This window comes from Nibrella saemangeumensis (genome assembly GCF_039541915.1).
Classification (GTDB): domain Bacteria; phylum Bacteroidota; class Bacteroidia; order Cytophagales; family Spirosomataceae; genus Nibrella; species Nibrella saemangeumensis.
This window is the reverse complement of the sequence record NZ_BAABHD010000084.1, coordinates 497,876-521,673: the sequence shown is the minus strand read 5'-3', so window position 1 is coordinate 521,673 and position 23,798 is coordinate 497,876. Positions and strand designations below refer to the sequence as shown.

Sequence of the window (23,798 nt, the reverse complement as noted above, 5' to 3'; positions counted from 1 at the left end):
AACAAAATAAGTTTTTACCGGATGGACATTCCTATGGCGGGCAGGAAAAGTTATATACAGGCGAATGAATACCGATTGAAACATGTAGTTTCGTCCCTCTTAATCCAGGCAGGAGCAACCCGACAGGAATGACCAACGACTATACCCCTATCAGAACCGGTAAAGAGAACGCCCATCGTCAAGCCGGGAATTGGTATCAGAGTGCGTTTCAGCATGCAGCGGTCGGCATCGTCGTCTCCGACCCCACCGGCAACTTTGTCGAAGTTAACCAGGCATTCTGCCGGATGACGGGGTACGAACCGGACGATCTCCTCGCCAGGTCTTTTACGCTGATAACGCATCCCGAAGATATGCTCCGTATTCAGCATCAACTGGCCGACCTGGCCGCCAACCGGTCAGGCTCGCTGGTCACGCGCCATCGGTGCGTCCGCAAAGACAAGCGGGTCATCTGGATCAGCCTCCATACGACCGTCAATCCGGGTGATGCCGGACAGCCCGAAAGCCTGTTTTCCATTGTCCAGGACATCACCCAGGATGTGGCGCTGCGGGAGGACCAGCAGCGGTTACAGGCGCTGGTCGACAACAGCCTCAGCTTTATGGCCATTGCCACGCTGGAAGGTCAGGTGGTGTACATCAACCGGGCGGGCCGGGACCTGGTCGGGCTGGACGAAGGAAGTACCGCCGGACAGACCGTACCCGAGTTTTACACCCCCGACCAATTCAGCGTGATCAGGGATGTTGCCGTACCAACCCTGCTGAGCCAGGGATCCTGGTCGGGACGCGTAACCCTCCGGCATTTTAAAACCGGTGAACTCATACCGTGCCACGCCAGCGGCATCCGGATTGATGATCCGCATACCGGCAAGCCCATTGGCCGGGGATTTACCATGCGCGACCTCCGGCCGGAACTGATCGCCCAGGAAGCACAGCGAAAAATGCTGGCCCTGGTCGATAACAGCATCGAGCTGATGTCGATCCTGGAACTGGACGGTCGTAACTCCTACCTGAACAAAGCCGGTCGGGACATGCTGGGTTTCGAAAACGAACAGGAGGTGCTGGAGACGCCGATTTCTGAACTCCACGCGCCCGAGCATTTCCCGCTTGTAGAACAGGAAGTATTACCGTCGGTGATGAATACGGGGCGCTGGTCGGGGGTGATGCTGGTTCGCCACCTTAAGACCGGCGAAATCTTTCCCGTTTTCAACAACACCATTCGCATCGATGACCCCGACAGCGGCAATCCGGTAGCGGTAGGAGCCGTGATGCGGGATATGCGCCCTGAACTGGCCACCCAGCAGGCTCTGGTTGAAAGCGAAGCCCGGTTCCGCAGCATGATCATGCAGGCCCCCATGGCCATTGGCCTGTTGCGGGGAGAGACGCTGGTTATTGAATCGGCCAACGAAGCCATTCTCAACCTGTGGGGGAAAGGGCCGGAGATCATCGGCAAGCCCCTGCTGGAAGCGCTGCCGGAAATTGAAGGGCAGGGTTTTGTTGAACTGCTCGAAGGGGTTTACCAATCCGGCAACGCGCACTACGGCTACGAAGTGCTGGCTCAGCTCCAGCGCAAAGGCCGGCTGGAAGATTGTTTCTTTAACTTCGTGTATGCCCCCGTTCGGGAAGCCAGCGGCTCCATCAACGGGATCATGGTCGTTGCCACCGAAGTGACGTTGCAGGTGCAGGCCCGAAAAGAACTGGAAGAAAGTGAGAAGCGTTTCAAAAACCTAGTGCTGGACGCGCCCATGGCCACGGCCGTGTATTCGGGCCCGGACATGGTGATTCAGCTCGCCAATGAGGCCATGCTGAAACTCTGGGGCAAAGATGCCTCCGTCATCGGCAAAAAGCTGCGTGAGGCTCTGCCGGAACTGGAGGGCCAGCCCTTCTACCAGCTGCTGACTCAGGTATATACCACCGGTGTTGCCTACCAGGCGACCGAAGACCAGGCCAACCTGATGGTCGACGGAAAACTGCAGACCTTCTACTTCAATTTTACCTACAAACCCCTGCGGGATGCCGACGGCAACGTATACGCTATCCTGAACATGGCGGTGGATGTTACCCAATCGGTACTGGCTAACCGGCAGCTGAAGGAAGCCGAAGAAAGCCTCCGCGAAGCCGTTGACCTGGCGGAACTGGCCACCTGGACCAACAACCTGGTGACGGGCAAAATGACCACCGCCGACCGCACGAAAACGTGGCTGGGCGTCACGGAAGCGGTTACGCCGGAAGTGATTGCCCGGTGCATGCATCCCGACGACGTGGCGGAACTTGACCGGCGGTTTCAGGCGGCCCTGAACCCGGTGTCGGGTGGCCGGATGGACCTGGAGTATCGCATTATCAACCAGCAGACCGGCGAAGAACGCATCCTCCACACGCAGGCCAGGGTATTTTTCACCGACGAGGGGGTTCCGTACCTGGTCCGGGGCACATCGCAGGACATTACCGCCCAGCGCATGACCGAGCAGGCGCTGGAAAAACTGGTGCAGTTACGGACGGAAGAACTCAAGAAATCGAACCTCCAGCTTCAGCAGTCAAACCAGGAACTGGAGCGCTACGCCTACGTGGCATCACACGATCTGCAGGAGCCCCTGCGCAAAATTCAGATCTACTCCGGCCTGCTGACCGAACGATTTCAGGAGGACATTGGCGCCGAAAGCCGCCGGTACCTGCACAAAATCGAGGAGTCGGCAAACCGCATGTCGGTGCTCATCAAAAACATCCTTGACTTTTCGCGCATCAACCACAATGCGCAGTCCGTTGCGGAGGTAGACCTGAACGAGACCATTGCCACCGTCCTGAAGGACTTCGACCTGCTGCTGACCCAGAAAAACGGGCGGGTTGAGTACCGGGATTTAGGCACCATCGACGCCGTTCCCCTGCAGATGAATCAGCTTTTTTACAACCTGATCAGCAATTCGCTTAAGTTTACCAGGGAGGGTGTACCGCCGGTCATTACCATCACCAGCCGGCAACTGTCGGCGCAGGAGGTTAACGGTTTTGAAACGCTGAATCACCGGCTGCCGCATTGTGAGATTATCGTAGCCGACAATGGTATTGGCTTTGAACCGGCGTTTGCCGACAAGATCTTCGGCCTTTTTCAGCGACTCCACCACCGGCAACAGTACGAAGGTACCGGTATCGGATTAGCCCTCTGCCAGCGGATCGTCAACAACCACCAGGGCGGGATCTGGGCCGAGGCCCGGGAAGGCCAGGGCGCTACCTTCCACATCATTCTGCCGATGCGGAGGACTGTTGAGTGATGAGTTAAGTTGACGCGCCAGCAACTCATCGCTCATCACTCTTAACTCATCACTCCTCTCTCTTCACTCGAATTGGAAGGCGAAGTAGGTGCAGGCACCGGGGCTGGTGTTCTGGATAGCGTGCGGAACGCTGGACTCCAGAAAGATCAGGTCGCCGGTGGTAGCTGGTTGCAGAACGCCGTTGATGCTCTCCTGCGCGTTATTGTCGATCATCAGCAGGATCTCGGCGGCCCGGTGCGTGTGGGGCGGGTGGCTCCATAATCCCTGGTTCAGGGTGGTGACGTGCATCTCAAAGCGTTTGGTCATGGCCGTAGCGCGGTCAAACATGCGCCGGATACCGCCTTTGTCATGGGGTTTAAAAGCTACCTCGTTCCAATCGACCCAGAATGAGCCGCCGGCTTTCTGGCCCCGCTCCAGATCCACCGGCTCCTTTGACTCATAGCGCATGACATAGTAGGTCGCCGGTTTATCCCCCTTGTTTTCGAAGCCATGTTCGTCGCCGGGCATCATCAGGGCGACACTGCCGGGACCGAGCGTTTTTGTCTTCCCTTCGATGGTTACGGTCAGCTCACCTTCTTTGATGATGATGAGTTCTTCGTCATTGTGTTTGTGCGCCGGGTGCGGAGCCTGATGCGCCGGCAGCGTAGTCGCATGGACCGCCATATGCCGGAAGTCCAGTGTTTCTCCGTCCAGAATCTTTCGCTGTTCGGAGTTAGCTTTCCGGATGACCGGGGTTTCCCGCCAGGTATATACTTTTGACTGAATCGATGGCAGCAGCGGCCACTGCAGCAAACAAAGAACCACCCCGGCTAGAACAGCTTTTAACATACGATGTACCGTGTACAGGAAATTACCTGATCGTTGTTCTAAGTAGTTAAAGCAGGGAATCTACTGTCCGCCAGACGTACCGGAGCGAGACGGCATCTCCCCCGCCAGGATTTGCCTTAACAGCCCGTTCAACGCTCTCACCACCCAGATAACCGTAAAACCGCCGGGCCGCCAGATTCTGCTCAAACACCCACAGATGCAGGCCCGGATGCGAACTGGTCTGGCGAACCCAGCGCGCTGCACCACGCAACAGTTCACTACCAATTCCCTGTCCTTTCAACTCCCGGCTTACGTGCAAATTATCCACCAGGGCTCCCCACTGCTCATCATAATCCCGGTACACGCAGACAAATCCTTTGATCTGATCGTCTTCGATGGCCGTCAGGATATACTGACTATAGGCCGGCCGATTAAAGCGTTCCTGCCATAGGGCCCGGCGATCGTCCAGCGCATTACTATCGAGGTAATCGTCAGACAGAATCCCCCGGTAGGCATGTCGCCAGCTTCGGGCATGGAGTTGGGCAATAGGCTCGGCATCGACCGGTAAGGCTTCGCGGTAGGTAATCATGCAGCAATTCTATTCATTATTGACCTGCTTTCCAATCGGATGCCGTATCCCGTTGCGCCAAATTGTCCCTGACCGGTAAACCTTCACCGCCCACAACCGTTATTTTTAAGGTTCCCTGGCCTGTTTAACCAAATCCAGGTAAGCTGGCACTCCAGCCAATGAATCAACCAATTAACCAGTCACCCAAACCATGGCAGACATCAGAAAGACAGCCCTTATTACCGGCGGCTCCAAAGGCATTGGCTACGGCGTTGCCGAAGTACTCATCAAGGAAGGCGTAAACGTAGCCGTTACAAGCCGCTTTCAGCAGGCTGCGGACGAAGCGGCTGCTAAACTCAACAACATTCACCTGGCGCAGGCCGACCGGGCCACCGCCATCGGCATTGAAGCAGACGTTCGGGATCTGGCTTCGCAGCAGCGGGCCGTAGACACCATCCTGCAACAATGGGGCCGGCTGGATTACGTTATCGCCAATGCCGGTATCGGGCATTTCGCCCCGATTCAGGAACTGACGCCCGAGCAATGGCACGAAACCATCGACATCAACCTGACCGGCGTATTCTACTCTGCCAAAGCCTCTATTGCCGCCCTAAAGGAATCAGAGGGCTACTTTATTACCATTGCCAGCCTGGCCGGTACCAACTTCTTTGAGAATGGTGCCGCCTACAACGCCAGCAAATTTGGACTGGTCGGCTTTACGCAGGCCGTTATGCTCGACCTGCGCAATGAAGGCATCAAAGTAAGCACCATTATGCCCGGCTCGGTGGCTACGCACTTCAACAACCACGAACCCAGCGAAAAAGATGCCTGGAAGATTCAACCGGAAGACATCGGTCACCTGGTGCTGGACATTCTTCGTATGCACCCGCGCACGCTGCCGAGTAAGATCGAGGTTCGCCCGTCGCGACCGGGAAAGTAGGCTTTGCCATTCAATTTCTGCGGGATGGCAGAATACCCAGAAAACCCAGGCTCTTCACAGTGATGCGAAGAGCCTGGGTTTTCTGGGTACGTAAAGCGCTTATCGAATCAACTGCTGTTTTTGAATGGTCAGATACTTCTCAACAGCCTGACTATTGGTCAGGTCCAGCCGACCCGTCCGAATGTCGTTGACGACCGTTGCCGTTGGCTCAATCAGAATGATCTTGACATCAAATCGGTAGTTTTTAAGCGACTGGTCATTGTTCAAATCATTAATGAATTTCGCCGTTACCTCTACTTTATCCCGTTCAGTCCGTGCGACTGTCTCGATGCGGGCACCCTGTGTTTCCAAATCGCTGATCACAAAGTGGGTGGTTATCGTACTGAGCGTCCAGGCATTAACGCCATCCCGCAGGTAAACCAGCACAACACCCTTGTCGGCAATGGTGGCATACTTCTCGGGAGTAAATGATTTGCGGCCAAAGGACGTGTATTGTTTGGTAGTGGCATCATACACGGGCCCTCCGGCCATCACGTTTGACGACTGCTTTTCGTAGATATAACTCCAGGCGCTGCCGGTACCTGGAATACCCGGATCACCTTTCGGACCCTGAGCGCCGGTATCCCCTTTAGGACCCTGGGCACCGGTATCGCCCTTTGGTCCCTGCGGACCTACTTCTCCATCTTTACAGGATGCCAGGCTGATTAGCGCAGCCAGCATCAGGAATGCATACGTTTTCATGAGTGATCGTGTGGATGTGGTTGTTTTTTCCAGCGTGAGATACGCCGTTGCCCCATTGGGCATGACAAAGTTTTGCTTTATTCATGAGTTCTCCGGCAACCTTAACACCGAACCGTGAAAAACGCCCCTTGAACCGGTATTAATTATATTTAAAACGCAGGTGAAGAACGAAGAGAATACTTCTGAACCCAAAAAACACAAAATCGGTCCGGCAGATTAACTCGCTTATCGGCTCAGTTAACCGTGAGTTGAATGCTTGCAAAAGGTAAGCCGGAGCTACCTCAGATTCGTTGAGATAACGCCGGCTCAAATTTGAAGGTGATACGACCCTTACCGGATCAAGCCTATAACATCGTCAGCGCTTCTTCGTTCCCCTGCATCATGGCGATGTCGTGGGCGGTCTGGCCCCGGAGATCCTGGATGTAGCGGTCGGCCCCGTTTTCGAGCAGGAGTTTGACGAGTTGGTTACGACCAAACATGGTGGCAAACATCAGGGCGGTGCCACCGTTGCCGTTCTGGAGATTCACGTCGGCACCCCGTTCCAGCAGCAGTTGGGCAATATCGGCGTAGCCCTTGAAGCTGACGCCCATCAGGGCCGTGTTGCCGCTGGCATCCTGGGCATTTACGTCGGCGTTGGCGTCGAGCAGCAGGCGGGCAGCTTCCAGGTGGCCATCGTAGGCGGCAATGATGAGTGGCGTAAAACCCTTACGATCCTGGATGTTCATATCCGTTCCGGCCTCTACAAGTTGCTTAAGGTAGTCGACATCCCCTTTGCGGGCAGCATCAAACAGCAGGTCTTCGGGCCGGGTTGAGTAAAATGACATGGTTTTGTTGATTGATTCGTTCAATGGTTAACTGGTAAATTGGTTTATTGGTTTTCCGAACACCCAGTTAACTAATGAACCAATCAACCAGTCTACCAACACCCTACCGGGCTACCTCAATTTTATACTTTTTGCCTTTCATTTTTTCGTCTTTGATACGCGCCAGCAGGTCGTTCACTTTACGCCGGTTGACGGCAGCAAACGAGATAAAGTCCTTCACGTCAATTAGCCCCAGGTCGCCTTTCTCCAGCCCCCCTTTCTGCGAGAAAAAGCCGACGATATCGACTTTGTTCAGCTTGTTCTTCTTGCCACCACTGATATACACGGTTACAAACTCCGGCGGCTCCGGCCGGAAATTTTGCGAAGCTACCGCCAACTCCTCCATCGACGCATCCAGGTAAGGTGGTCGCGGCTCCTGGGGGTGGAGCAGCACGTACCCCGTACCCGACGCGTGCATGCGGGCCGTGCGGCCGTTGCGGTGCAGAAACTCGTGCTGGTGCATGGGCAGCTGGTAATGAATCACGTGCTTCATCTCGGGAATATCCAGCCCACGGGCTGCCAGATCGGTGGTGACCAGGTACGGAATGCTGCCGTTCCGGAACTGGATCAGGGCCCGTTCGCGGTCGTCCTGCTCCAGGCCACCGTGGTAAAAGGTGACGTAAAACCCTTTGCGCTTCAAGGCATCACTGACGTCCTCGGCGGTTTCCCGCAGGTTGCAGAAGATCAGGGCGGCCTCCCCGTTGAATGAACCGAGCAGGTTAATCAGCGTGGTTCGTTTGTCTTCCTCGTCTGACAGAACCAGTTTCATGGCCAAACTCCCGGCCTCTTCTTCGCGCTCAAACGTGAGTTTGGTTGGCGACCGTAACCCGACAAACGAGGGAATCCGAACGCCGGCGGTGGCCGAGACCAGCACGCGTTTGCGCAGCCCTGTCAGGCCTTCAACAATAAACGCCATCTGGTCGTGAAAGCCCAGTTCCAGCGATTTGTCGAACTCATCCAGCACCAGCGTATGCACGGCCGACAGATCGACGGTGCCCCGGTCCAGGTGGTCGGCAACACGGCCGGGCGTGCCGATCAGCAGGGCCGGCGGCTGGCTCAGGCTCTGGATTTCGACGGCCATGGGGTGCCCGCCATAGCAGACGTTGACTTTAAAGCCGGTCGCCATTTTACGCCAGACCTGCTCGATCTGGAGCGCCAACTCCCGCGACGGTGCCAGCACCAGGCACTGAACGCCCGACTGGTCAGGGTCAAGCAGCCGCAGAATGGGTAACAGAAAGGCCACCGTCTTACCGGAACCGGTGGGGGCAATCAGGAACGTATCGGTATCCTGTAAAATCGCCTGGTGGGCAGCTTCCTGCATTGGGTTCAAGGCTTCGATACCCAAATTGGCTATGATCTGGCTGGTTTGCATTCAGAAAATTATAGTTTTATAGTAACTGCCTGTAAATCTTGCACTTATTGAAGTACACAAAAGTTAAGGTACAAATAAGGCACTAAAAACGACAAACTAACAGCTTTTTGGGCTTTTTGCTCCAAGTTGTGACCGCTTCCAGGTGTCAGCGTCTCCAGCGTATGAAGCTGATAAAGTACCTCCGCTTACTAGCTCCTTACATTGCCTGCCTTATTGGATTGGCCTTGCTGCTCTGGTTGGTCGGTTGGCTGGTCTGCTGATACTGCCAACTGCCAACGGGCCTATATAGGTTTTAGCAGTTGGCAGTATTGTTTTAGGGTCGTACGGCAACGGCTTTACTGTTCGCGGCTGAAGAGTTTTTCGACTCCAGAAAAAAGGTAAAAAAGCCTGTTTCCTGCGAACTGTAGATTTTTCGGGGGTCACTACGCGGGCGCGTAGCCTTACCCGTTGTTTACTATCTGGTTTTGGGCGTTGTTGATCTGAACGGTAAGCTTCATCTTACGCATTTTAGAAAGCGTCTCCAGTGCCTTGTTATAGCGTTTACTAGCCATTGTTAACCGCTTCTCCCAGTAGATACCCAATGTCAAGGTAAGGGACCGTGAAAAGGCATCGCTATAGCCTAACTCGGTTAGGTGAAGGTTTAGCCAACAAAGAACAACCTGAGCAATAGCAAGCCGTTCAAGCTGGTTAGCGTCCTGATACCCTAGCCTATCTCTAAGGTCATTGCACTTGAATAGGATTGTTTCTTTGAAGGCATCGGTTCCACCGTATTTATCTATTCGCTGGCTTAGCGCGTAGCTGTAAAGTCCGTTCTGCCGTTTCATTATTTCGGTAACGATTGGCCCTCCCTCAGCAATAAAGCTGTTTAGCTCCTTTCTGGCCTGGGGGTCAGGTTTGGCCGGGTTGTTACATCGGTGCATCAGGTCATACAGGCGGTCGTTAACCTGTTTAGCTTCTTCTAACCTTTCCTGATTAGTTTGAGCCGGTGGGTTTACCGCTGGCGTTTCTTTCTCCATTGTCGTTTTACTTTGTGGTAGCCATTGGCCAGGGCTACGGCGGTGAATAACTCGTTTAATGATTGCTCCAGGCTTAGTAACTCCTGATCGGCTTTACGGTCAGCTTCTCGCTGCTGTCGACTGCTTTCCCGTTGCTGTTCTTTGTCGGGTCGGTCTGCCTCATCCATCAATGCAGCGTATTCGGCTACTATGCCGCTGCCTGCGTACTCAGAGGTAACTTTACCGTCTCTTCTGACCTTGCGGTAATAATAGGGTCTGCCGTTTCTGATCTCTAGTCCCATTGGGTTACAGAATGTGTGCTACACAAATTACAATGCCCTATTCACTTAGGCAAAGGCCGGGGGGTGGTTTGCATCTCTGCCGACTTCATTAAATACGACCGCATGACCAGGCGCAAGTAAACGCGTGCAAAATTACCGGGGGGGGTATACCTCCACACAAAAAGCCGCTGTAGGCTCTGGAAAGGCAGAAAAGCTACAAAAACAGACCTACTGAAATGGGTCTGAATAGGGGTTGAATAGCCTGTAAATGCCTGTTTTAAGGCTCAAAAAGTGCTGAAAATGGCATAAAATAGGGCAATAAATGGCAGTTTATGGCAGTTTTTTACCTTTTATGATTTGTATTTTGCTGATCTATGGACTTAAAAACGGCGTATTAGGGCTGATTTACGGGGTATATTTCCATGTTACCAGTGAAAGAAAACCAAACGAATTTTGACACGGATTTTTTTTAGGGCATCAGCGGTGTACAAAAAGGCGTTTTTTTGAGGACTACTTTAGCCCCCCTGGGGGGGGGGTAATAATTTTGACACTAAACTAACTTCATACCCTTAGCGGTGGGGTGGTCTGCCCTACTAACTGCTCTTTTTGGCTTCTCTCCAGGTGCGCTGGCTTGCCTTTCGCCGTTCGGTTCCGTTCCTCATCCGGTCCTGTTCTTTGCGTTTAGCTCTGACCTCTGGGCGGTCTTTATACCGCTGCCATAGTACCGCTTTCTTCTCTTTTTCCCGCTGCTCACAAATCCGTCTGCCCTCATCACTCCAGCGCTGGTTAGGGTCGCGGGTGGTGAAGTATTGCTTGGTTTCGGGACATTGGCGAAAGAATACAAGGCATGACAGTTTGCGGGCGGCTCGTTCTAATCGTAGCAATTCGGCTCCAATGGGGGAATAGTTACCTCTGCGTTCAGGTGAGCAATACCACTGTTTTGTGTATTTGCAGATACGAAAGTAAACAGTCGTTGCGGGGTAACCCTGCCTAAATTTAACGGTTGTTCGTTGGGTGTATCTCATACTGATAAGAGTTAACAGGCTTATAGGATTGGGGCAAAGCCCCATAGCTTCACCTCATCAATATCAATACCTAACCATTCAGCCAATGCCGGGGCAAGTTCCCTCAGCCTGGGGCTGATAATTAGCCGGTGGGTTGGCTGCTGATCTGGTAGGTTATCCCATTCAGGCGGGTAGCCTCTACCTCTTTTGAGGAGGTAATCTGCCAGGTCGTATCCGGCTGCTTTCTCCTCTGGCGTTGCCCGCTTCTCCAGGTAATCAGATACGCTGATCTTATAGCCAACGGCTCTTAGCTCCTCAGCTTTGCGGCTCCAGGTCTGGTAAGCATTGCCGGTGGTACTGGCATCAGGATACAGGACAATAGAACGGCTTTTTAAGGGCTGTAAGCGTTCTTCTTTAAGATAAGATAGCCCAACGGTAGCCATCCAAATAAAAGCCGGGAAATAGCCCGAACACAGGACCGCTGTTTTGCAGGCTTCCACAATAGCAACGGGCTTATCTGTCGGTTCGGTCGCTAACTGGTGAAGGCCAAAAGGAAAGGGGCATTTAGGGGCGTTGTTGCTGTAATCGGTTAGCCAGTCAGGTACGGGTTGACGGTTCTTTTTGTATTTCTGAGTTAAGGCAGTATGAACCCAACTTTTATCAAGGGTATGTCCATCAGGGCCAAAAAGTTTTAACTCTCCACCTCTGGCTTTCCCTTGCTCATCAACAATCCAAAAGATTGTTCCTCCTGCCTCTCCGGTGTAGGGCCAACGGCTGAGGGTTCCCACTCTGAAGCGTTCTAGTAATTCGTTACCGGCTCCTATGCCGAACTGTTGCCATAGCAGGCGGGCAAAGTTGTTGCGGTGGTAGGCTGTCAGCGTTTGGCGGTACACCTCATCAGGAAAGCTGCAGATAGGCTGGGCGGGCTTTGCTGAGGCTGCAACCTTTGGCGGGTTTGGGGCTGCTGAGGCTTTGGGGCTTCTGAGGGTCGGCCTGATCGGTTGGCGGCTTTTCCACTCTTGCCGGTCCTGCTCTCTGACCTCATCAGCGTAGCTCATTCCCGACGGTCCTTTGTCGTAAGGGCTGAGGCTGTAACCGCAATTATCCAGCCTGTCACAACGTCCGAACCATTCAGGTAATGCCTCTCCGGTCTGGGTATCAATATACCGGCTGAGGGTGCGTTTGTGTCTCTCTCCGCAATCAGGACAATTGATCTTCCCTGCTTTGGAGTGAAGCTGATAACGGTAGGTTTTCGGCTGCATAATTTTGGTTGACCTCATCACTACGGGTGTAAGCTGCTTTTGTCTTAATTCCTTGCTGCTATTTTTATAGCCTACTGTAAATAAGCGCTTTACAAAATCAAAAACGGGGGTTAGGGGTTAAGGATACTATTATAGAGGGGTATGTATGTTTTTTCTGTTTTTACCTCAAAATATATATACCCAATAATAATAGGCTTTCTTAACCCCTAACCCCTATTGTTTGAGGAGAGAAAACTTAGGTATCTTCTTATCAGGACTGACTTTATAGGTTAGCCCTTTACTGGCTGCATAGGCTTTGATCTTGTTGGTAAACCCTCGCTGCTTTAGATCGTCAATTGCATAGCGGGTCTTAAAATCGTTGAACAGTTCGGCGGTCTGGTACTCCCGATCTGGCACTAAACCGGCTCCCTCATCACAGGTCGTTACCCAATCAAAAAAGTCGTCTCCAGTGATTTGCTTCAGGCGGTTGGCGGCTACATTGCGGGACTTGTACGGTTGTAATCCGTCCTTTAGGTACGTATGCACACAGTCGACCATGTAGCGGTCAAACCGGCTCCATTCGTCATCGTCCCAATCATCGGTGAAGAATGTACAGCCGTGAACGTCAACGATAGGGTTAGACTTTTCCCCAAACTTTATACGCTTTTTGTAGTAGTCGGAGAACTCTAAAACGAACTGCCTCCGGATATTGGAGGACCCTTCACTTTCCAAAACCGAGTTGGTGCTGATAACAATTTTGGGACTCTCCAGAAGAGGAATTTTAAAGGCGTGTTCGTTTTTCTTTTCTACCGTTATCCCTTCAGTCAGGACAGAATAAAACCGTTCAAAGGAAAACTTCTTTCGGTCTGGGTCATCGATTTGAATAATGACCGTATCTAAGTTGACCTGCTGAAAACAGAAGCGGTCGTTTGGGTCAAACTTCTTACCATCGATTACAGCAACGGGCCTAAACTGAGCCGTAGCCTTACAGAATACTCCTTTTCCGGTTCCTCCCTGGGGTGTCTTACCGTCTGTTATCTCTTCATCATAGAGAATTACGGCCTGTCCGTCTGAGGGGCTGTTATAGTGGTGTATCAGGTAGCCGGTTGCCGACATCATCGACTTTATTCGGTCCGGCTCATCATTAGATACATTCCGGTGAAATGTGGCAAAGTGGCAATGTGTAGGCGCGTTTGGCTTAAAGTCCCGCTGAATTACGTGGGTTCTCCAGACACAGGATTTATCTAGCATCGAATAAGGCAGTAAACGAATACCTTTAGCCGTTACCTCAACTATGCCATTCTTGAAGGGAATAAAACAGCGGTCTTTTGTGTCCTGCAGGATTGGCCTTGTGTGGGTGGCCAGGGATTGTAAGAAGCGGTCGTTAAAGAGTAAGTGTACCTGCCGCTTTAGCGTTTCGCTGCGGGCCTCATACGTGGCTTCATACGGTCCCTGTTTTATATGCGTCCGGTCTGCCTCGACATATGCTTTTACAGAATCCAGCATTCGGGTTGTAATGACCTCATGAATGATGTTTTCCTCAGACTGAATAAAGTAAAAGCTGTTTTCGTCGGGCCGGTAGCGTTTGTAATATCCCTTTAGCTCCAGTACCCTTAACGCTCCATCTCGGTAAATTCCGGCAAACCCCCAAACCTCTGCTTTTGGGTTGAATTTGAAAAGCCATAGGTCAATAGCAACCTCGTAATCTGGCTTAAGGACAACTACCGTTGGCCTCATGTCTTTAGCCTGCTCAGCATCGTAGCTGATTGTTGCCTCAAGTTCGTCGATAACGTCAGGTTGTGAAGCCTGGGAATAAGCCGTATCTTCGGACTGTTCCAACGCTCCAGGGGGTTCGGTGGGTAATGCTGCAAAGCTGCTCATTCGGGCCTCCTTTCTTTTTGTGTTACGGGCTGGTGCTGAAAAGCGGTGTTGGTGGGGCTGTTTGCGTCAATGGCATGAAACCATTGCCAGAAGGATTCAAAGTCTTTAGCGATAAAATACAGGCCTCCTGAACGGCTAACCTGATCGGCGGTCCTGCGTTGGGCTTCGCTCTGCCTGTCGCGGCCTATCTTAACCTCTATGCTGAGGTGTTGGCCGTTGTAAATGCCGTGAATGTCTGCCGTACCTGTCTTTGTAGTTCCCTTTGTCCATCGGCCTAACTTTTCATTGAATTGGCCTTGCGTTTGTACCCGTACGGCATAACCTCCATACAGTTCAATACAGCGAATGATAGCGCGGGTAAGGTCGTTAGCGGTCTTATCGCTGTACTTGGTTGGCTTAATGGCAAAGGCCGGAACATTGGGACACTTCAGCCGTTTGGCTTCAAGGTCAAGCCTGATAAGCTCCTGCAAATATTGGTTCACAGCCTGCCTCCTTTCCCTCTGCCGTGTGTAGGCCGGATTAGTGGCTTTTGGCGGGTCGTTTCAGCGTAGCCGGGGTAAAGGCTGGCTGAACGTAAAAGCAGGGTGTAGGCAAAACGGCGGTCCTCCTCAGTGGTTCTCTTTTCGGCTACTCTGTTGAGGAGTAAGAATAGTTCGACGGTTTCAGCGGGGGAAAGTTGCAGGCCGTTGGCATCGGCAAGGGCTATAGGCTTCATGCTGCCGTTAGCCCTCCTTTGCTCTTAGCTTCTTTGGAACGGGTTCGGCGGGTCTGCCTATGCTCGATTAGTTGGCGGGCTTCCTGGGTAAGTTCGGCTGAGGTTTTCTGCCTGCCTGAACGTATCCACTCTGTTAACTCCTGCCTGCTGAAGTAAAGCCGTTTACCCTGTTTGGCAAAGGGTATCTTACGTTCCCAAACCAGGCCGTAAACCGTTGCGGTGGTCAGGTCTAATAAATCCGCTGCCTGTCCTACGGTTAGAATCTCATCAGCGGGCGGGGCGGTGGCTGGCTGCTGATTGTCCAGTCGGGCGGTTAGCGTCAGTAGCATATCTTTTATGCCGCTGACATCTTCTACGAGTTTTTGAAAGTCTACTGTCATTGGTCGGTGTTCGTTAGTACCGACGCAAAAGACAAAAAGAAGGGCTATCCGACTCAATACCGGAAAGCCCTAACGGAGAAACAAAGTAGAAACAACGGAGACGGTAAATTAAGACTTAGGTAGCCATTTCCCTTACATATGGGCTTCCATCGTACTTGGCGTAAGAGGTACTATTTTCCCCCCATCGTTACGCTGAAAATTTGAACATAACCAGTGAGCAAAAAGCTTGCCTTTACGGGTAATCTGGTATGCCTTCAAATACAGATGAAAGACTTTGGCAAATTCGTTTTGCTGGCAGTGTATAGTAATAGGCTTCTCTAAGGTGGCCCCCTCTAAAAGCCCTCTAAGGACGGACCGTTCAGCCTCATCTACATAGGGGGTAATTTCCTCATATAGTCCGGCTCTGGCTTCAGGGACAATGAATACGGCTGAGGTTGGCGGCTGATCTGCTTTACCGTTCTGCTGCTCACTGGCTGCGGTGGCTGTCGGCTCTTGCGGCTGGCTGATCGGCTGAGGGGTTGTTTGCTTGGTCATTTCCGTTTTTAGCCACTCCAGAAAATCTAACCAGGCGTAAGCGTGGCTGTAGTACACAACGTCCTGATTAGTGGCTTGCCGGAATGTAAGCCAGGCTTGCCGTAGTTCTACCTGATCTGTAATAACAGGAAAGGTTAAGGGGCTGGTTAGCTTTTCAGGAATAGGAAAACCCCATTCTGCAATTTCTTTGCTGGCCTGCTGTCGGCTTAGCTTTGTTGCCTCTATCCAGCTTGGATTATTCGCTTTCAGGAAATCAAAATACCGGCTGTAAATGCCTTTCAGGTAGGGTAATGCTTCCTCTGAGGGGTTGATCTGTTGCCTTAGCTCTGCTTTTATTTCTTCCTTCAGGATGGATGCATCTATTATGCCGTATAAGCTTTCCTCCTCCTGCATTCGGCGTTCTACATCAGCAATCAGATTGTCAATGGTAAAGGGCTTTGGTACTTCTAGTTCGTCCATAGCAACTTTTACCGGGTAGGCATATTCTAGCCTCTTTAGGTTAACTTCTGGTAACAGCGGGATAGAAGCTGCTTTTGGGTTTTGTTTAGACTCAATTTCCTGTTTAAGCCAGTCAATATAAGCAGACAAGCCGCAAGCCTCCTCGTATCTTCTCACTTCTGGTAATGTGCAGTCTAGGAACTCTTTCCAGCCTTCTACGTACTCATTTGCTCCTAGCGCGGTCTCCTGCATCAGCCATTCTTTGTTATGATCTAGTATGAAATGGCTGTAGCTGATAAGGTGAATAACTAGCTGCTCAAGGCTCTGCGTTCTAAGAGTTCTCCAGTTGTCAAACTCCTTTAGCGTCTGTCCGGCCTGCTCTAATTGACTTTGCAGAAAAGGTAGTGTTTCCTGTGCGGGGTTTGCCAGTAAGGTTAAATCGGCCTTAATCCTAATTATGTGAATAGGCAACCAGTGTTCTATGGCCTTACGAATCCGTCGTTCAATGTAGATTATTTGATTCTCTTTGGTGTAAGGGGTTGTTCCTAGTTCTCTGAGTGCTAGTTCAACCAGATTAACGGGCTTTGGCTTTGGTATAATGGGTTGTTCCTCTTGTTCCATTGCTCCAGATGTTGAGGTAATAAGTAAGCCGGTATTGTTCCAGGATACCGGGTTTAGGATTAATTCAGGGTATTAAGCAGTTCTGTTGCCTGGGGTTGCCTCAGCTGCTTTACCTCTGCTGATAGTGCATCTATTTTTCGCTCTAAGGTTTCAATCTTAGCGATAAGGTAGGTCAATGCAGTATGCAGTTCGGGCGGGGCGTTGTGGTAGTAATTGTGGTGGTGAATTTGCCGAACGTAATTTTTCCCCCCTGTGCCTGCGTTTATGTTGCCGTTGCCTATTTGGGTAATTCTTATCATATCCCTACCTGTACCGGTTACCTGATTGCCACTGCCACTTACCGATTGATTAACTATAGCCTCTGCGTTAATATCCTTGCCTGCTAGCTGTCCGTAATTGTCCTTAGCCTTTTGGGTAGTTTTTTGCATAAACTGAAGCGGTTAGAGGTAAAAAACGTGAGAATAACTTACAGGTCAATCTTTAGCCGATTTACAGCGTCCCGCTTCTGCTGATCGATGATCTTAGCGTATATCTGCGTAGTGGCTATATCGCGGTGTCCAAGTAGCTTGGATATGGTGTAGATGTCGGTTCCTTGCTGAAGCTGAAGCGTAGCGAACGTATGCCGGAACGCATGAAAGGTAATAGGCCGGTGAATGCCTGCCGCAAATACCCATAACTGTAGCTTCTGGTTCTGCCAGGGCGAATAGGCAAGACGGGGGAATACCTTTTCGGTTGCCGTTCCCGGCTGGCCTAAAAGCTGATAGGCCGAATCAGATAACGGCATGGTTTCTACCCCTTCGGTTTTCTTTTGCGTAAAGCGTAGGTAATGGCCCGTCTCATCAGAATACACCTCCGACCAAACCAGCTTTGCAATATCGCTGTAACGTAAGCCAGTGAGGGCGGAAAACAGCGCGGCCCTCTTCAGGTCGGGTAAGTCGCACTCGGTACGGGCAAGGGCTTGCAGTTCGGCAAGGTTTAAAAACTCCCTCTGCGTTTCTTTTCGGGTAAGCCGCTTTACCTTCTGTGAGGGGTCGGCGGCTAGTATCTTATCATCAACGGCCCGCTTTAAAGAGGCTTTGAAAACGGTGTAGTAGGCAACGGCGGAATTATGATTTAGTTTGCGACTTTCAGGGCTTCGGCTGGATTCGCGGCCATACTTAGGCAGGGTTAAAGAAGTGGCTGAGGTCAGGTACTCTCTGAAGTTACGGCAAAACTCTTCGGTAACGTCATTGCTCATTAACTGACCATCAGTGAACAAATGCAGGTGGCGGTAAACGCTCATCCAACTGTTACGGCTACCTTTAAAAATCCCTTCTGACTTCTGTTTTTTAGCTAGTTCATGGAAGTAGGCCAAAAAGTCTTTATTTTCCGCTTTCTTGCTGAGGAAACCATAATACCCGCGTTGGGCCTCCAGTTGCCGCTGAGCGCGTATGTTTTCGCCTAACAGCCGGGTTTCCTTGTTGTGTTGCCGTTCAAGCTCCAAACGGGGTTTGGCGTAAATATACAGTCCTAAAAATTCCCGACGTGTAAGCTTGCCGGTGTCAGGGTGCAGGATGGCAGGATAAAAGTCAAGGTAAAGACTTTTGCGCCCGTCGCTGATTGGCTTTTCGCGTAATGATACATTCATGTTCCTTAGCTCTAAGATTTGTACCTCGTATTAGAATCCCTTGCATCAGGATACGATAAAGGTACAAACTACCCCTAAAAGGTACAAGCACTAAGACGAAATAAACCAATAATGAAGGCAACAAAAAAGGCTTTTTTTGGCAGTATAGAGAGATTTTAACCATTTAGCTTATGACTTTATATATCGTTATTTTGGTAAATAAATTTACATTCAGCAAATTTATTTATCTTCACCGGAAAAGTACCCACCTTATTGTGGCAGGCCGCTATTGCCTGTGAATTCTTAGGATCATGAATAAAACGTTACTACTCGGTCTGGCTGTTTGCCTGACGCTATCCGGCAGCTACGCCCAGAAGCCGGCCACCGATAAAGACAAACCTGCTCCGAAGGAAGAAACATTCATTGGGCAGGCCAAAAGCCGCACGCTGAACCTTGACTCGCAGGTGGTCACCAGCGGTCAGGTCACCATTAAAGGCCAGCGGGTTCCCTACAAAGCCACGGCCGGCACCATTCCGGTCTGGGACGAAGACGGCAAACCCGTTGCCGGTGTGTTTTTCACGTATTTCGAGCGCTCCGATGTTGCCGACCGTTCGACCCGGCCGCTGGTCATCTCGTTTAACGGCGGCCCCGGTACGGCCTCGGTCTGGATGATGATCGGCTATACCGGCCCGCGCATCCTGAAAGTAGACGACGAGGGCTACCCCGTTCAGCCGTACGGTATCAAAGACAACCCGCACTCCATTCTGGATGTGGCCGACATTGTGTACGTCGACCCAGTGAATACCGGTTTCTCCCGTCCCGCCAACAAAGATGTTCCGGCGGCCAAGCTCTTTTTTGGCGTTAATCAGGATATCAAATACCTCGCCGACTGGATCAATACCTTTGTGAGCCGCTACAACCGCTGGGCGTCGCCCAAATACCTGATCGGCGAAAGCTACGGCACCACGCGGGTATCAGGTCTGGCGCTGGAGCTGCAAAACAGCCACTGGATGTACCTGAACGGCGTGGTGCTGGTATCCCCCACCGATCTGGGCATCAACCGCGCCGGTCCGGCTCAGGGAGCCCTGAAACTGCCCTACTTTACCGCCACGGCCTGGTACCACAAAATGCTTCCGCCCGATCTGCAGAAGAAAGACCTGACCGAAATATTGCCGGAGGTCGAGACGTTTACCATGGCCGAGTACCTGCCCGCGCTGGCCATGGGGGGTGCGCTGAGCGACCAGAAGCGGAAAGAGATAGCCGCCAGAGTCGCCCGCTACTCGGGTCTGTCGGAGAAAGCCGTGATGCAGCAGAACCTGGATGTACCCACCCAATTCTTCTGGAAAGAACTCCTCCGCGACCGGGGACAAACCGTCGGCCGGCTCGACTCGCGCTACCTGGGTATGGACAGCAAGGATGCGGGTATCGCCCCCGATTATAACTCCGAGCTGACATCCTGGCTGCACTCGTTTACGCCCGCCATCAACCTGTTTATGCGCGAAGAGCTCAACTACAAGACCGACCTGAAATATTACATGTTTGGGCCGGTGCGCCCCTGGGACAATACCAACAACCAGACCGGCGAGAACCTGCGGCAGGCCATGGCCCAGAACCCCTACCTGCACGTGCTGGTACAATCCGGCTATTACGATGGCGCCTGCGATTACTTCAACGCCAAGTACAACCTGTGGCAGATGGACGCCGGCGGTAAGCTGAAAGACCGCATGGACTGGGAAGGTTACCGCAGTGGCCACATGATGTACCTGCGCAAAGAAGACCTGGCCTCCAGCAACGAAAACCTGCGAAAGTTCATTCAGAAAACCATGCCCAAGAACAACGCTCCAGCGAAGTATACGGAGGGAGGTCGATAAAAGTTGTACACCTGCGCCAAGACGTCCAGCTGCCTTGGCGCAGGTTTGCTGCTTTGGCTATGCTGCATTTTTTGCCACCCGTTTGTCCGGCAAAATCAGCTTTACCAGTTTTACAAGCTTATCAACGACAAAACCAATCATCAGTCCTGCAATAGCACTAACCAGCACTTTGGCCAACCAGGCTATTGCCGGTATGGCAGCTAAGGCATGTTCTAAATCGTGCAGTAACTGATTGGTATATGGTATGCCATGGGCAATGATTTCGGCACCGACCCAAAGCATGGCTGCCGTACCCACATAGCCCAGGATAGCCAGGAAGCGCGGCATAAACGTTACAATACCACGACCAATTTTTTGCGTAGCCGGGTGGTGTTTTTCCTGGGCCAGGTGAACCCCAAAATCGTCCGCTTTCACAATCAGGCCCACAAACCCATACACGGCCACGGTAATAAAAACCGCCACGGCCAGCATCACCACAATCTGGTTTACAATTGGCTGGCCCGTTACCTGGCTATACGCAATGGCCATAATTTCTGCCGATAAGATAATATCCGTGCGAACCGCACCCGTAACCCGTTCCTGTTCCAATTCCTCCGGCGTAATTACTTTTACTGCCTCGCTTTCAATGGGCTCATCGTGGTGCTTGCTAAACATAGAATGCACTTTTTCGTACCCTTCGTAGCATAAATAGGCACCCCCTACCATTAAAATTGGCGTAATGGCCCAGGGGGCAAAGTACCCGAGCAGCAAGGCCGCCGGACTTAAAATAAGCAGTTTATTGATCAGCGATTTTTTGGCAATGCGGTAAATAATGGAAAGCTCACGGGACGGATCGAGGCCCACGACATACTTGGGGGTAACCGCCGTATCGTCAATGACAATACCCGAAACTTTTCCGGTCGTTTTGGCAACCTGGGTAGGCACATCGTCTAAACTGGCAGCGCTTACTTTTACCAACGCCGAAATATCATCTAATAAAGCAAAAAATCCTGAAGGCATATGTTATCTATTCTCTACCTGGTTTCCGTTACAAAACCGCTTTACGTTTTTTCTGTTTGAGTCGGGCCGCAAGTTAGGAGCCACTTTTTGATTAACAAGTTTGTTGGGTCGTGCAGAATCATTAATATTATCATTCAACCACAACCGGTGTAACGATAATGGTAACAGACAGACCGGCTGACAAGCCGGCAGCGTCTAACCAAGACCTGCATTTACAGCCATTCTATCATGGCACGAAGGCCAACCTGAAGCCGGGGGACCTGATCGGGCCTGGCTTCCGTTCAAACTACGGCATACGGAAGCAGGCGGCCTATGTGTACCTGACCGCCACCCTGGATGCGGCTGTTTGGGGAGCCGAACTGGCCCTGGGCGAAGGGCGGGGCAGAATCTATATCGTAGAGCCGACCGGCCCGATTGAGGATGACCCCAACCTGACGGACAAGAAATACCCCGGAAACCCCACAAAGTCGTACCGTACCCGTGATCCGCTTCGGGTCACCGGTGAGGTTACCGACTGGCAGGGTCATACCCCGGAACAGCTCAGGGCTATGCAGGATCACCTGGAACGTCTTAAAGAACTTGGGATTGAGGCAATTGAGGACTGAGCAAAATAACCCGACTTGCGTAACGATGAACCGATTATGGTAAACGAAACCGAAATGACCTGTCGATAATAAATTCCCATTTAAGTAAACAGACTCTATTGAATAGGTAGAATAATTTCAGTATGTTGGTTGTTTATTTCGTTAAGTAGTCAAATTGTTGGGATGGATGACATCAGAAATTGTTGAAACAACCGTGCTGGAAGCATTACAAATGCTGGAAGAAGGTGTCGCCAGACCTAAAATCCTGGCGCACCTTGTCCATGCCGCTGAACTCGCATCCGGCAATGATTCCGTTTCATCAATTCTCGTGCTGGATAGCGAGGGTTTGCTTCGCAACGGTGCTTCTCCCGGACTACCGTATGACTACCTGACGGCTATTGATGGCCTTAAACCGAATGCCAGGGTTGGCACCTGCGCGGCTGCTGCGGCAACGGGTTCAATGGTAATAACTTCTGATTTCCTCCAGGGTGATAAATGGGCCGAGTTACGTCATCTTCCCTTATCCATAGGATTCGTTTCGGCCTGGAGCACCCCGATCAAGAATTATGATGGCAAAGTTTTAGGTACGTTTGGCACCTATTTCCGCGAGAAACGCCAACCCTCGCAAGCGGAAATTGATACAATCAATGCGCTCGCTCTGGCAGCCGCCAGGGTTCTGGACTACAGCAGCTAATATCCCCTGGGCAACCGGGGCATCAACCTAAGGTATCCGGACTCGCTTAAGGCTTCCGCTCTACGCTTTTTGCATCAATTCCAGCAGCTTGCGGTCCAGTTTGTAGCCGTGCCAGTCTTCGTAGGCCACGTCGGTACGGCCAGAGTTCAGGACGCCGAACGAGCCAATAAACTCCCACAGGGCAAAGCCGATGCCGTTGGACGACAGAATGTCCAGCACATCGCCGAACCAGGCCCGAAATACATCATGCGGGGTTTTGTTCCAGGCTCCGCACTCGCCACAGTGGACCCCAACGCCCTGATTCTTCAGGTCTATCCAGGGCTTGTAATGTTCTTCCAGTAGTTGGCGGCTGAGGTAGCGGTCGCCCACCTGTCCCGGCCATTTGGGTTCCGGCAGGTTTTCCGGGTCTTTATTGGCCCAGGGGGCTTTGTAGTGCGAGATGATACCCGGATTGTAGCCCCGGCAGCTTTGCCCAATGTTCAGGTCGGCCAGTTCCTGCACCACGGCTGAACCGCCCCGGTTGCCGTCGGCAATAATCAGCGCCTTTTTGTTCTCCTTCCAGATCGCATCCGACGCGGCAATGGCTACTTTACGGTACACATCTCCCGGCACGGGGCTGCTTTTGGAGTGCTGATCATTCATATCCTCCCGCATGTTAGGCTCGTTCAGCAGGTCGAAGCTGATCTTTTTGGCCGATACGTTTTTGTACCGCTTCGCCCACATGTTCCAGTGAAAGCAGAACGCATCCAGCGCCGGTTGATCCGTCCAGAGGTTATACGGTTCATGAAAACCGGCATTGATGCAGTAGCCGGGTGCCCGGTGCAGGTTCAGGCTGACGTGCAGGCCGTGTTTGTGCGCCATTTGCACCAGATTGTCAATCTTTTCCACCGCCTGCTCGTCAATCTGGTACACCTCCTCGGGTTTTATATTCCGGCTGCGGTCGAATTTCAGATAGGACGGGTATGCCATGGGCACCCGCACAAAGTCAAAGCCCCAGTCGCGCATCCATTTCAGGTGCTCGTCGGTGGTTTTGATCCGCTGCCCGGCCGGGTTCGGCGAAAAGAAGTCCAGCAGGTTAAATCCCTTCCATTTGGGCAGTTTGTTTTTGGCCAGGGGCTGTGCTGGTTGCGATAACGCAAAGGCATCGGAGCCGACGGCAGTCACGGCTGCCGCCAGCATACCGGTATTTTTAACAAATATTCTTCGTTGCATGCAGGTTAGAAGATCTCGTCCTAACAAAGGCCAATCAGCCGTCGCACTACTCATGGTTGGACGATTTCAGCCGCTGAACGATAGACGGAAGACCTGCCGGATCCCAGTTGGCCATGGTCCGGCCTCTGCTGTTTGTGGTCCACTATCCGGTGTCGCTTCGCACAACATTTTTCCGGTGAAGCAGCCCGTTGCTG

At 52.0% G+C, this 23,798-nt stretch carries 23 protein-coding genes; 5 read left to right on the top strand and 18 right to left on the bottom strand.

Features of this window, described 5'->3' with window-relative positions; genetic code table 11:
• Window positions 1–128: 128 nt before the first annotated feature.
• On the top strand, window positions 129–3,257 hold the full coding sequence (locus ABD949_RS29785; RefSeq protein ID WP_345250061.1) for a PAS domain-containing sensor histidine kinase: 3,129 nt from the start codon (window positions 129–131) through the stop codon (window positions 3,255–3,257).
• Window positions 3,258–3,320: 63 nt separating this feature from the next.
• On the opposite strand, the gene ABD949_RS29780 is transcribed toward ABD949_RS29785, so the two are convergent.
• Both ABD949_RS29780 and ABD949_RS29775 read right to left on the bottom strand, forming a co-directional pair.
• Window positions 3,321–4,085, bottom strand: coding sequence for a cupin domain-containing protein (locus tag ABD949_RS29780; RefSeq protein WP_345250059.1), 765 nt, complete (start codon window positions 4,083–4,085; stop codon window positions 3,321–3,323).
• Window positions 4,086–4,131: 46 nt separating this feature from the next.
• On the bottom strand, window positions 4,132–4,653 hold the full coding sequence (locus ABD949_RS29775) for a GNAT family N-acetyltransferase (protein ID WP_345250057.1): 522 nt from the start codon (window positions 4,651–4,653) through the stop codon (window positions 4,132–4,134).
• Window positions 4,654–4,843: 190 nt separating this feature from the next.
• On the opposite strand from ABD949_RS29775, the gene ABD949_RS29770 reads away from it, so the two are divergent.
• Window positions 4,844–5,572: an SDR family oxidoreductase gene (locus ABD949_RS29770; protein WP_345250055.1), complete on the top strand. Its 729-nt coding sequence runs from the start codon at window positions 4,844–4,846 to the stop codon at window positions 5,570–5,572.
• Window positions 5,573–5,671: 99 nt separating this feature from the next.
• Here ABD949_RS29770 and ABD949_RS29765 read toward each other — a convergent pair whose 3' ends face one another.
• The 14 genes from ABD949_RS29765 to ABD949_RS29700 all read right to left on the bottom strand — a co-directional run bounded on the left by ABD949_RS29765 (window position 5,672) and on the right by ABD949_RS29700 (window position 18,265).
• Entirely contained in the window at window positions 5,672–6,313 is a 642-nt protein-coding gene (locus ABD949_RS29765) for a collagen-like triple helix repeat-containing protein (protein WP_345250053.1), read from the bottom strand.
• 344 nt (window positions 6,314–6,657) lie between these two features.
• Entirely contained in the window at window positions 6,658–7,137 is a 480-nt protein-coding gene (locus ABD949_RS29760; RefSeq protein WP_345250051.1) for an ankyrin repeat domain-containing protein, read from the bottom strand.
• Window positions 7,138–7,240: 103 nt separating this feature from the next.
• Window positions 7,241–8,548, bottom strand: coding sequence for a DEAD/DEAH box helicase (locus ABD949_RS29755; protein ID WP_345250049.1), 1,308 nt, complete (start codon window positions 8,546–8,548; stop codon window positions 7,241–7,243).
• 440 nt (window positions 8,549–8,988) lie between these two features.
• Window positions 8,989–9,564, bottom strand: a complete 576-nt coding sequence (locus tag ABD949_RS29750) for a hypothetical protein (protein ID WP_345250047.1) — start codon at window positions 9,562–9,564, stop codon at window positions 8,989–8,991.
• Window positions 9,540–9,845 (bottom strand): hypothetical protein, encoded by a 306-nt coding sequence (locus ABD949_RS29745; RefSeq protein ID WP_345250045.1) that lies wholly within the window; start codon window positions 9,843–9,845, stop codon window positions 9,540–9,542. Before ABD949_RS29745 ends, ABD949_RS29750 begins: the two co-directional genes overlap by 25 nt.
• Before the next feature lie 572 nt (window positions 9,846–10,417).
• A complete protein-coding gene (locus ABD949_RS29740) occupies window positions 10,418–10,708 on the bottom strand; it encodes a hypothetical protein (protein WP_345250043.1) in 291 nt (96 codons plus the stop codon).
• Window positions 10,709–10,869: 161 nt separating this feature from the next.
• Window positions 10,870–12,090 (bottom strand): DUF6371 domain-containing protein, encoded by a 1,221-nt coding sequence (locus ABD949_RS29735; protein WP_345250041.1) that lies wholly within the window; start codon window positions 12,088–12,090, stop codon window positions 10,870–10,872.
• 213 nt (window positions 12,091–12,303) lie between these two features.
• Window positions 12,304–13,950: a hypothetical protein gene (locus tag ABD949_RS29730; protein ID WP_345250039.1), complete on the bottom strand. Its 1,647-nt coding sequence runs from the start codon at window positions 13,948–13,950 to the stop codon at window positions 12,304–12,306.
• Window positions 13,947–14,432: a VRR-NUC domain-containing protein gene (locus ABD949_RS29725; protein WP_345250037.1), complete on the bottom strand. Its 486-nt coding sequence runs from the start codon at window positions 14,430–14,432 to the stop codon at window positions 13,947–13,949. The genes ABD949_RS29730 and ABD949_RS29725 overlap by 4 nt, the downstream gene beginning before the upstream one ends.
• Entirely contained in the window at window positions 14,429–14,665 is a 237-nt protein-coding gene (locus tag ABD949_RS29720; protein ID WP_345250035.1) for a hypothetical protein, read from the bottom strand. Before ABD949_RS29720 ends, ABD949_RS29725 begins: the two co-directional genes overlap by 4 nt.
• Window positions 14,662–15,045 carry a helix-turn-helix domain-containing protein gene (locus ABD949_RS29715; RefSeq protein WP_345250033.1) on the bottom strand — a complete coding sequence of 128 codons (384 nt, stop codon included), beginning with the start codon at window positions 15,043–15,045 and terminating at the stop codon, window positions 14,662–14,664. Before ABD949_RS29715 ends, ABD949_RS29720 begins: the two co-directional genes overlap by 4 nt.
• A gap of 132 nt (window positions 15,046–15,177) precedes the next feature.
• The gene (locus ABD949_RS29710; protein ID WP_345250031.1) at window positions 15,178–16,638 is read right to left on the bottom strand and encodes a hypothetical protein; all 1,461 of its coding nucleotides are present in this window, start codon (window positions 16,636–16,638) and stop codon (window positions 15,178–15,180) included.
• A gap of 59 nt (window positions 16,639–16,697) precedes the next feature.
• Window positions 16,698–17,066: a hypothetical protein gene (locus ABD949_RS29705; RefSeq protein ID WP_345250029.1), complete on the bottom strand. Its 369-nt coding sequence runs from the start codon at window positions 17,064–17,066 to the stop codon at window positions 16,698–16,700.
• A gap of 38 nt (window positions 17,067–17,104) precedes the next feature.
• Window positions 17,105–18,265 carry a tyrosine-type recombinase/integrase gene (locus ABD949_RS29700; RefSeq protein WP_345250027.1) on the bottom strand — a complete coding sequence of 387 codons (1,161 nt, stop codon included), beginning with the start codon at window positions 18,263–18,265 and terminating at the stop codon, window positions 17,105–17,107.
• Between the two features lie 290 nt (window positions 18,266–18,555).
• Between ABD949_RS29700 and ABD949_RS29695 the strand changes: the two genes are divergently transcribed.
• Window positions 18,556–20,115 (top strand): S10 family peptidase, encoded by a 1,560-nt coding sequence (locus ABD949_RS29695; protein WP_345250025.1) that lies wholly within the window; start codon window positions 18,556–18,558, stop codon window positions 20,113–20,115.
• 57 nt (window positions 20,116–20,172) lie between these two features.
• On the opposite strand, the gene ABD949_RS29690 is transcribed toward ABD949_RS29695, so the two are convergent.
• Window positions 20,173–21,114 (bottom strand): DUF808 domain-containing protein, encoded by a 942-nt coding sequence (locus ABD949_RS29690; protein ID WP_345250023.1) that lies wholly within the window; start codon window positions 21,112–21,114, stop codon window positions 20,173–20,175.
• Between the two features lie 158 nt (window positions 21,115–21,272).
• Between ABD949_RS29690 and arr the strand changes: the two genes are divergently transcribed.
• The gene (gene arr / locus ABD949_RS29685; protein WP_345250021.1) at window positions 21,273–21,719 is read left to right on the top strand and encodes an NAD(+)--rifampin ADP-ribosyltransferase; all 447 of its coding nucleotides are present in this window, start codon (window positions 21,273–21,275) and stop codon (window positions 21,717–21,719) included.
• Between the two features lie 166 nt (window positions 21,720–21,885).
• Window positions 21,886–22,392 carry a GAF domain-containing protein gene (locus ABD949_RS29680; RefSeq protein ID WP_345250019.1) on the top strand — a complete coding sequence of 169 codons (507 nt, stop codon included), beginning with the start codon at window positions 21,886–21,888 and terminating at the stop codon, window positions 22,390–22,392.
• A gap of 60 nt (window positions 22,393–22,452) precedes the next feature.
• On the opposite strand, the gene ABD949_RS29675 is transcribed toward ABD949_RS29680, so the two are convergent.
• Complete coding sequence (locus ABD949_RS29675; protein ID WP_345250017.1) at window positions 22,453–23,604, bottom strand: glycoside hydrolase family 5 protein; 1,152 nt, start codon at window positions 23,602–23,604, stop codon at window positions 22,453–22,455.
• Window positions 23,605–23,798 lie beyond the last annotated feature (194 nt).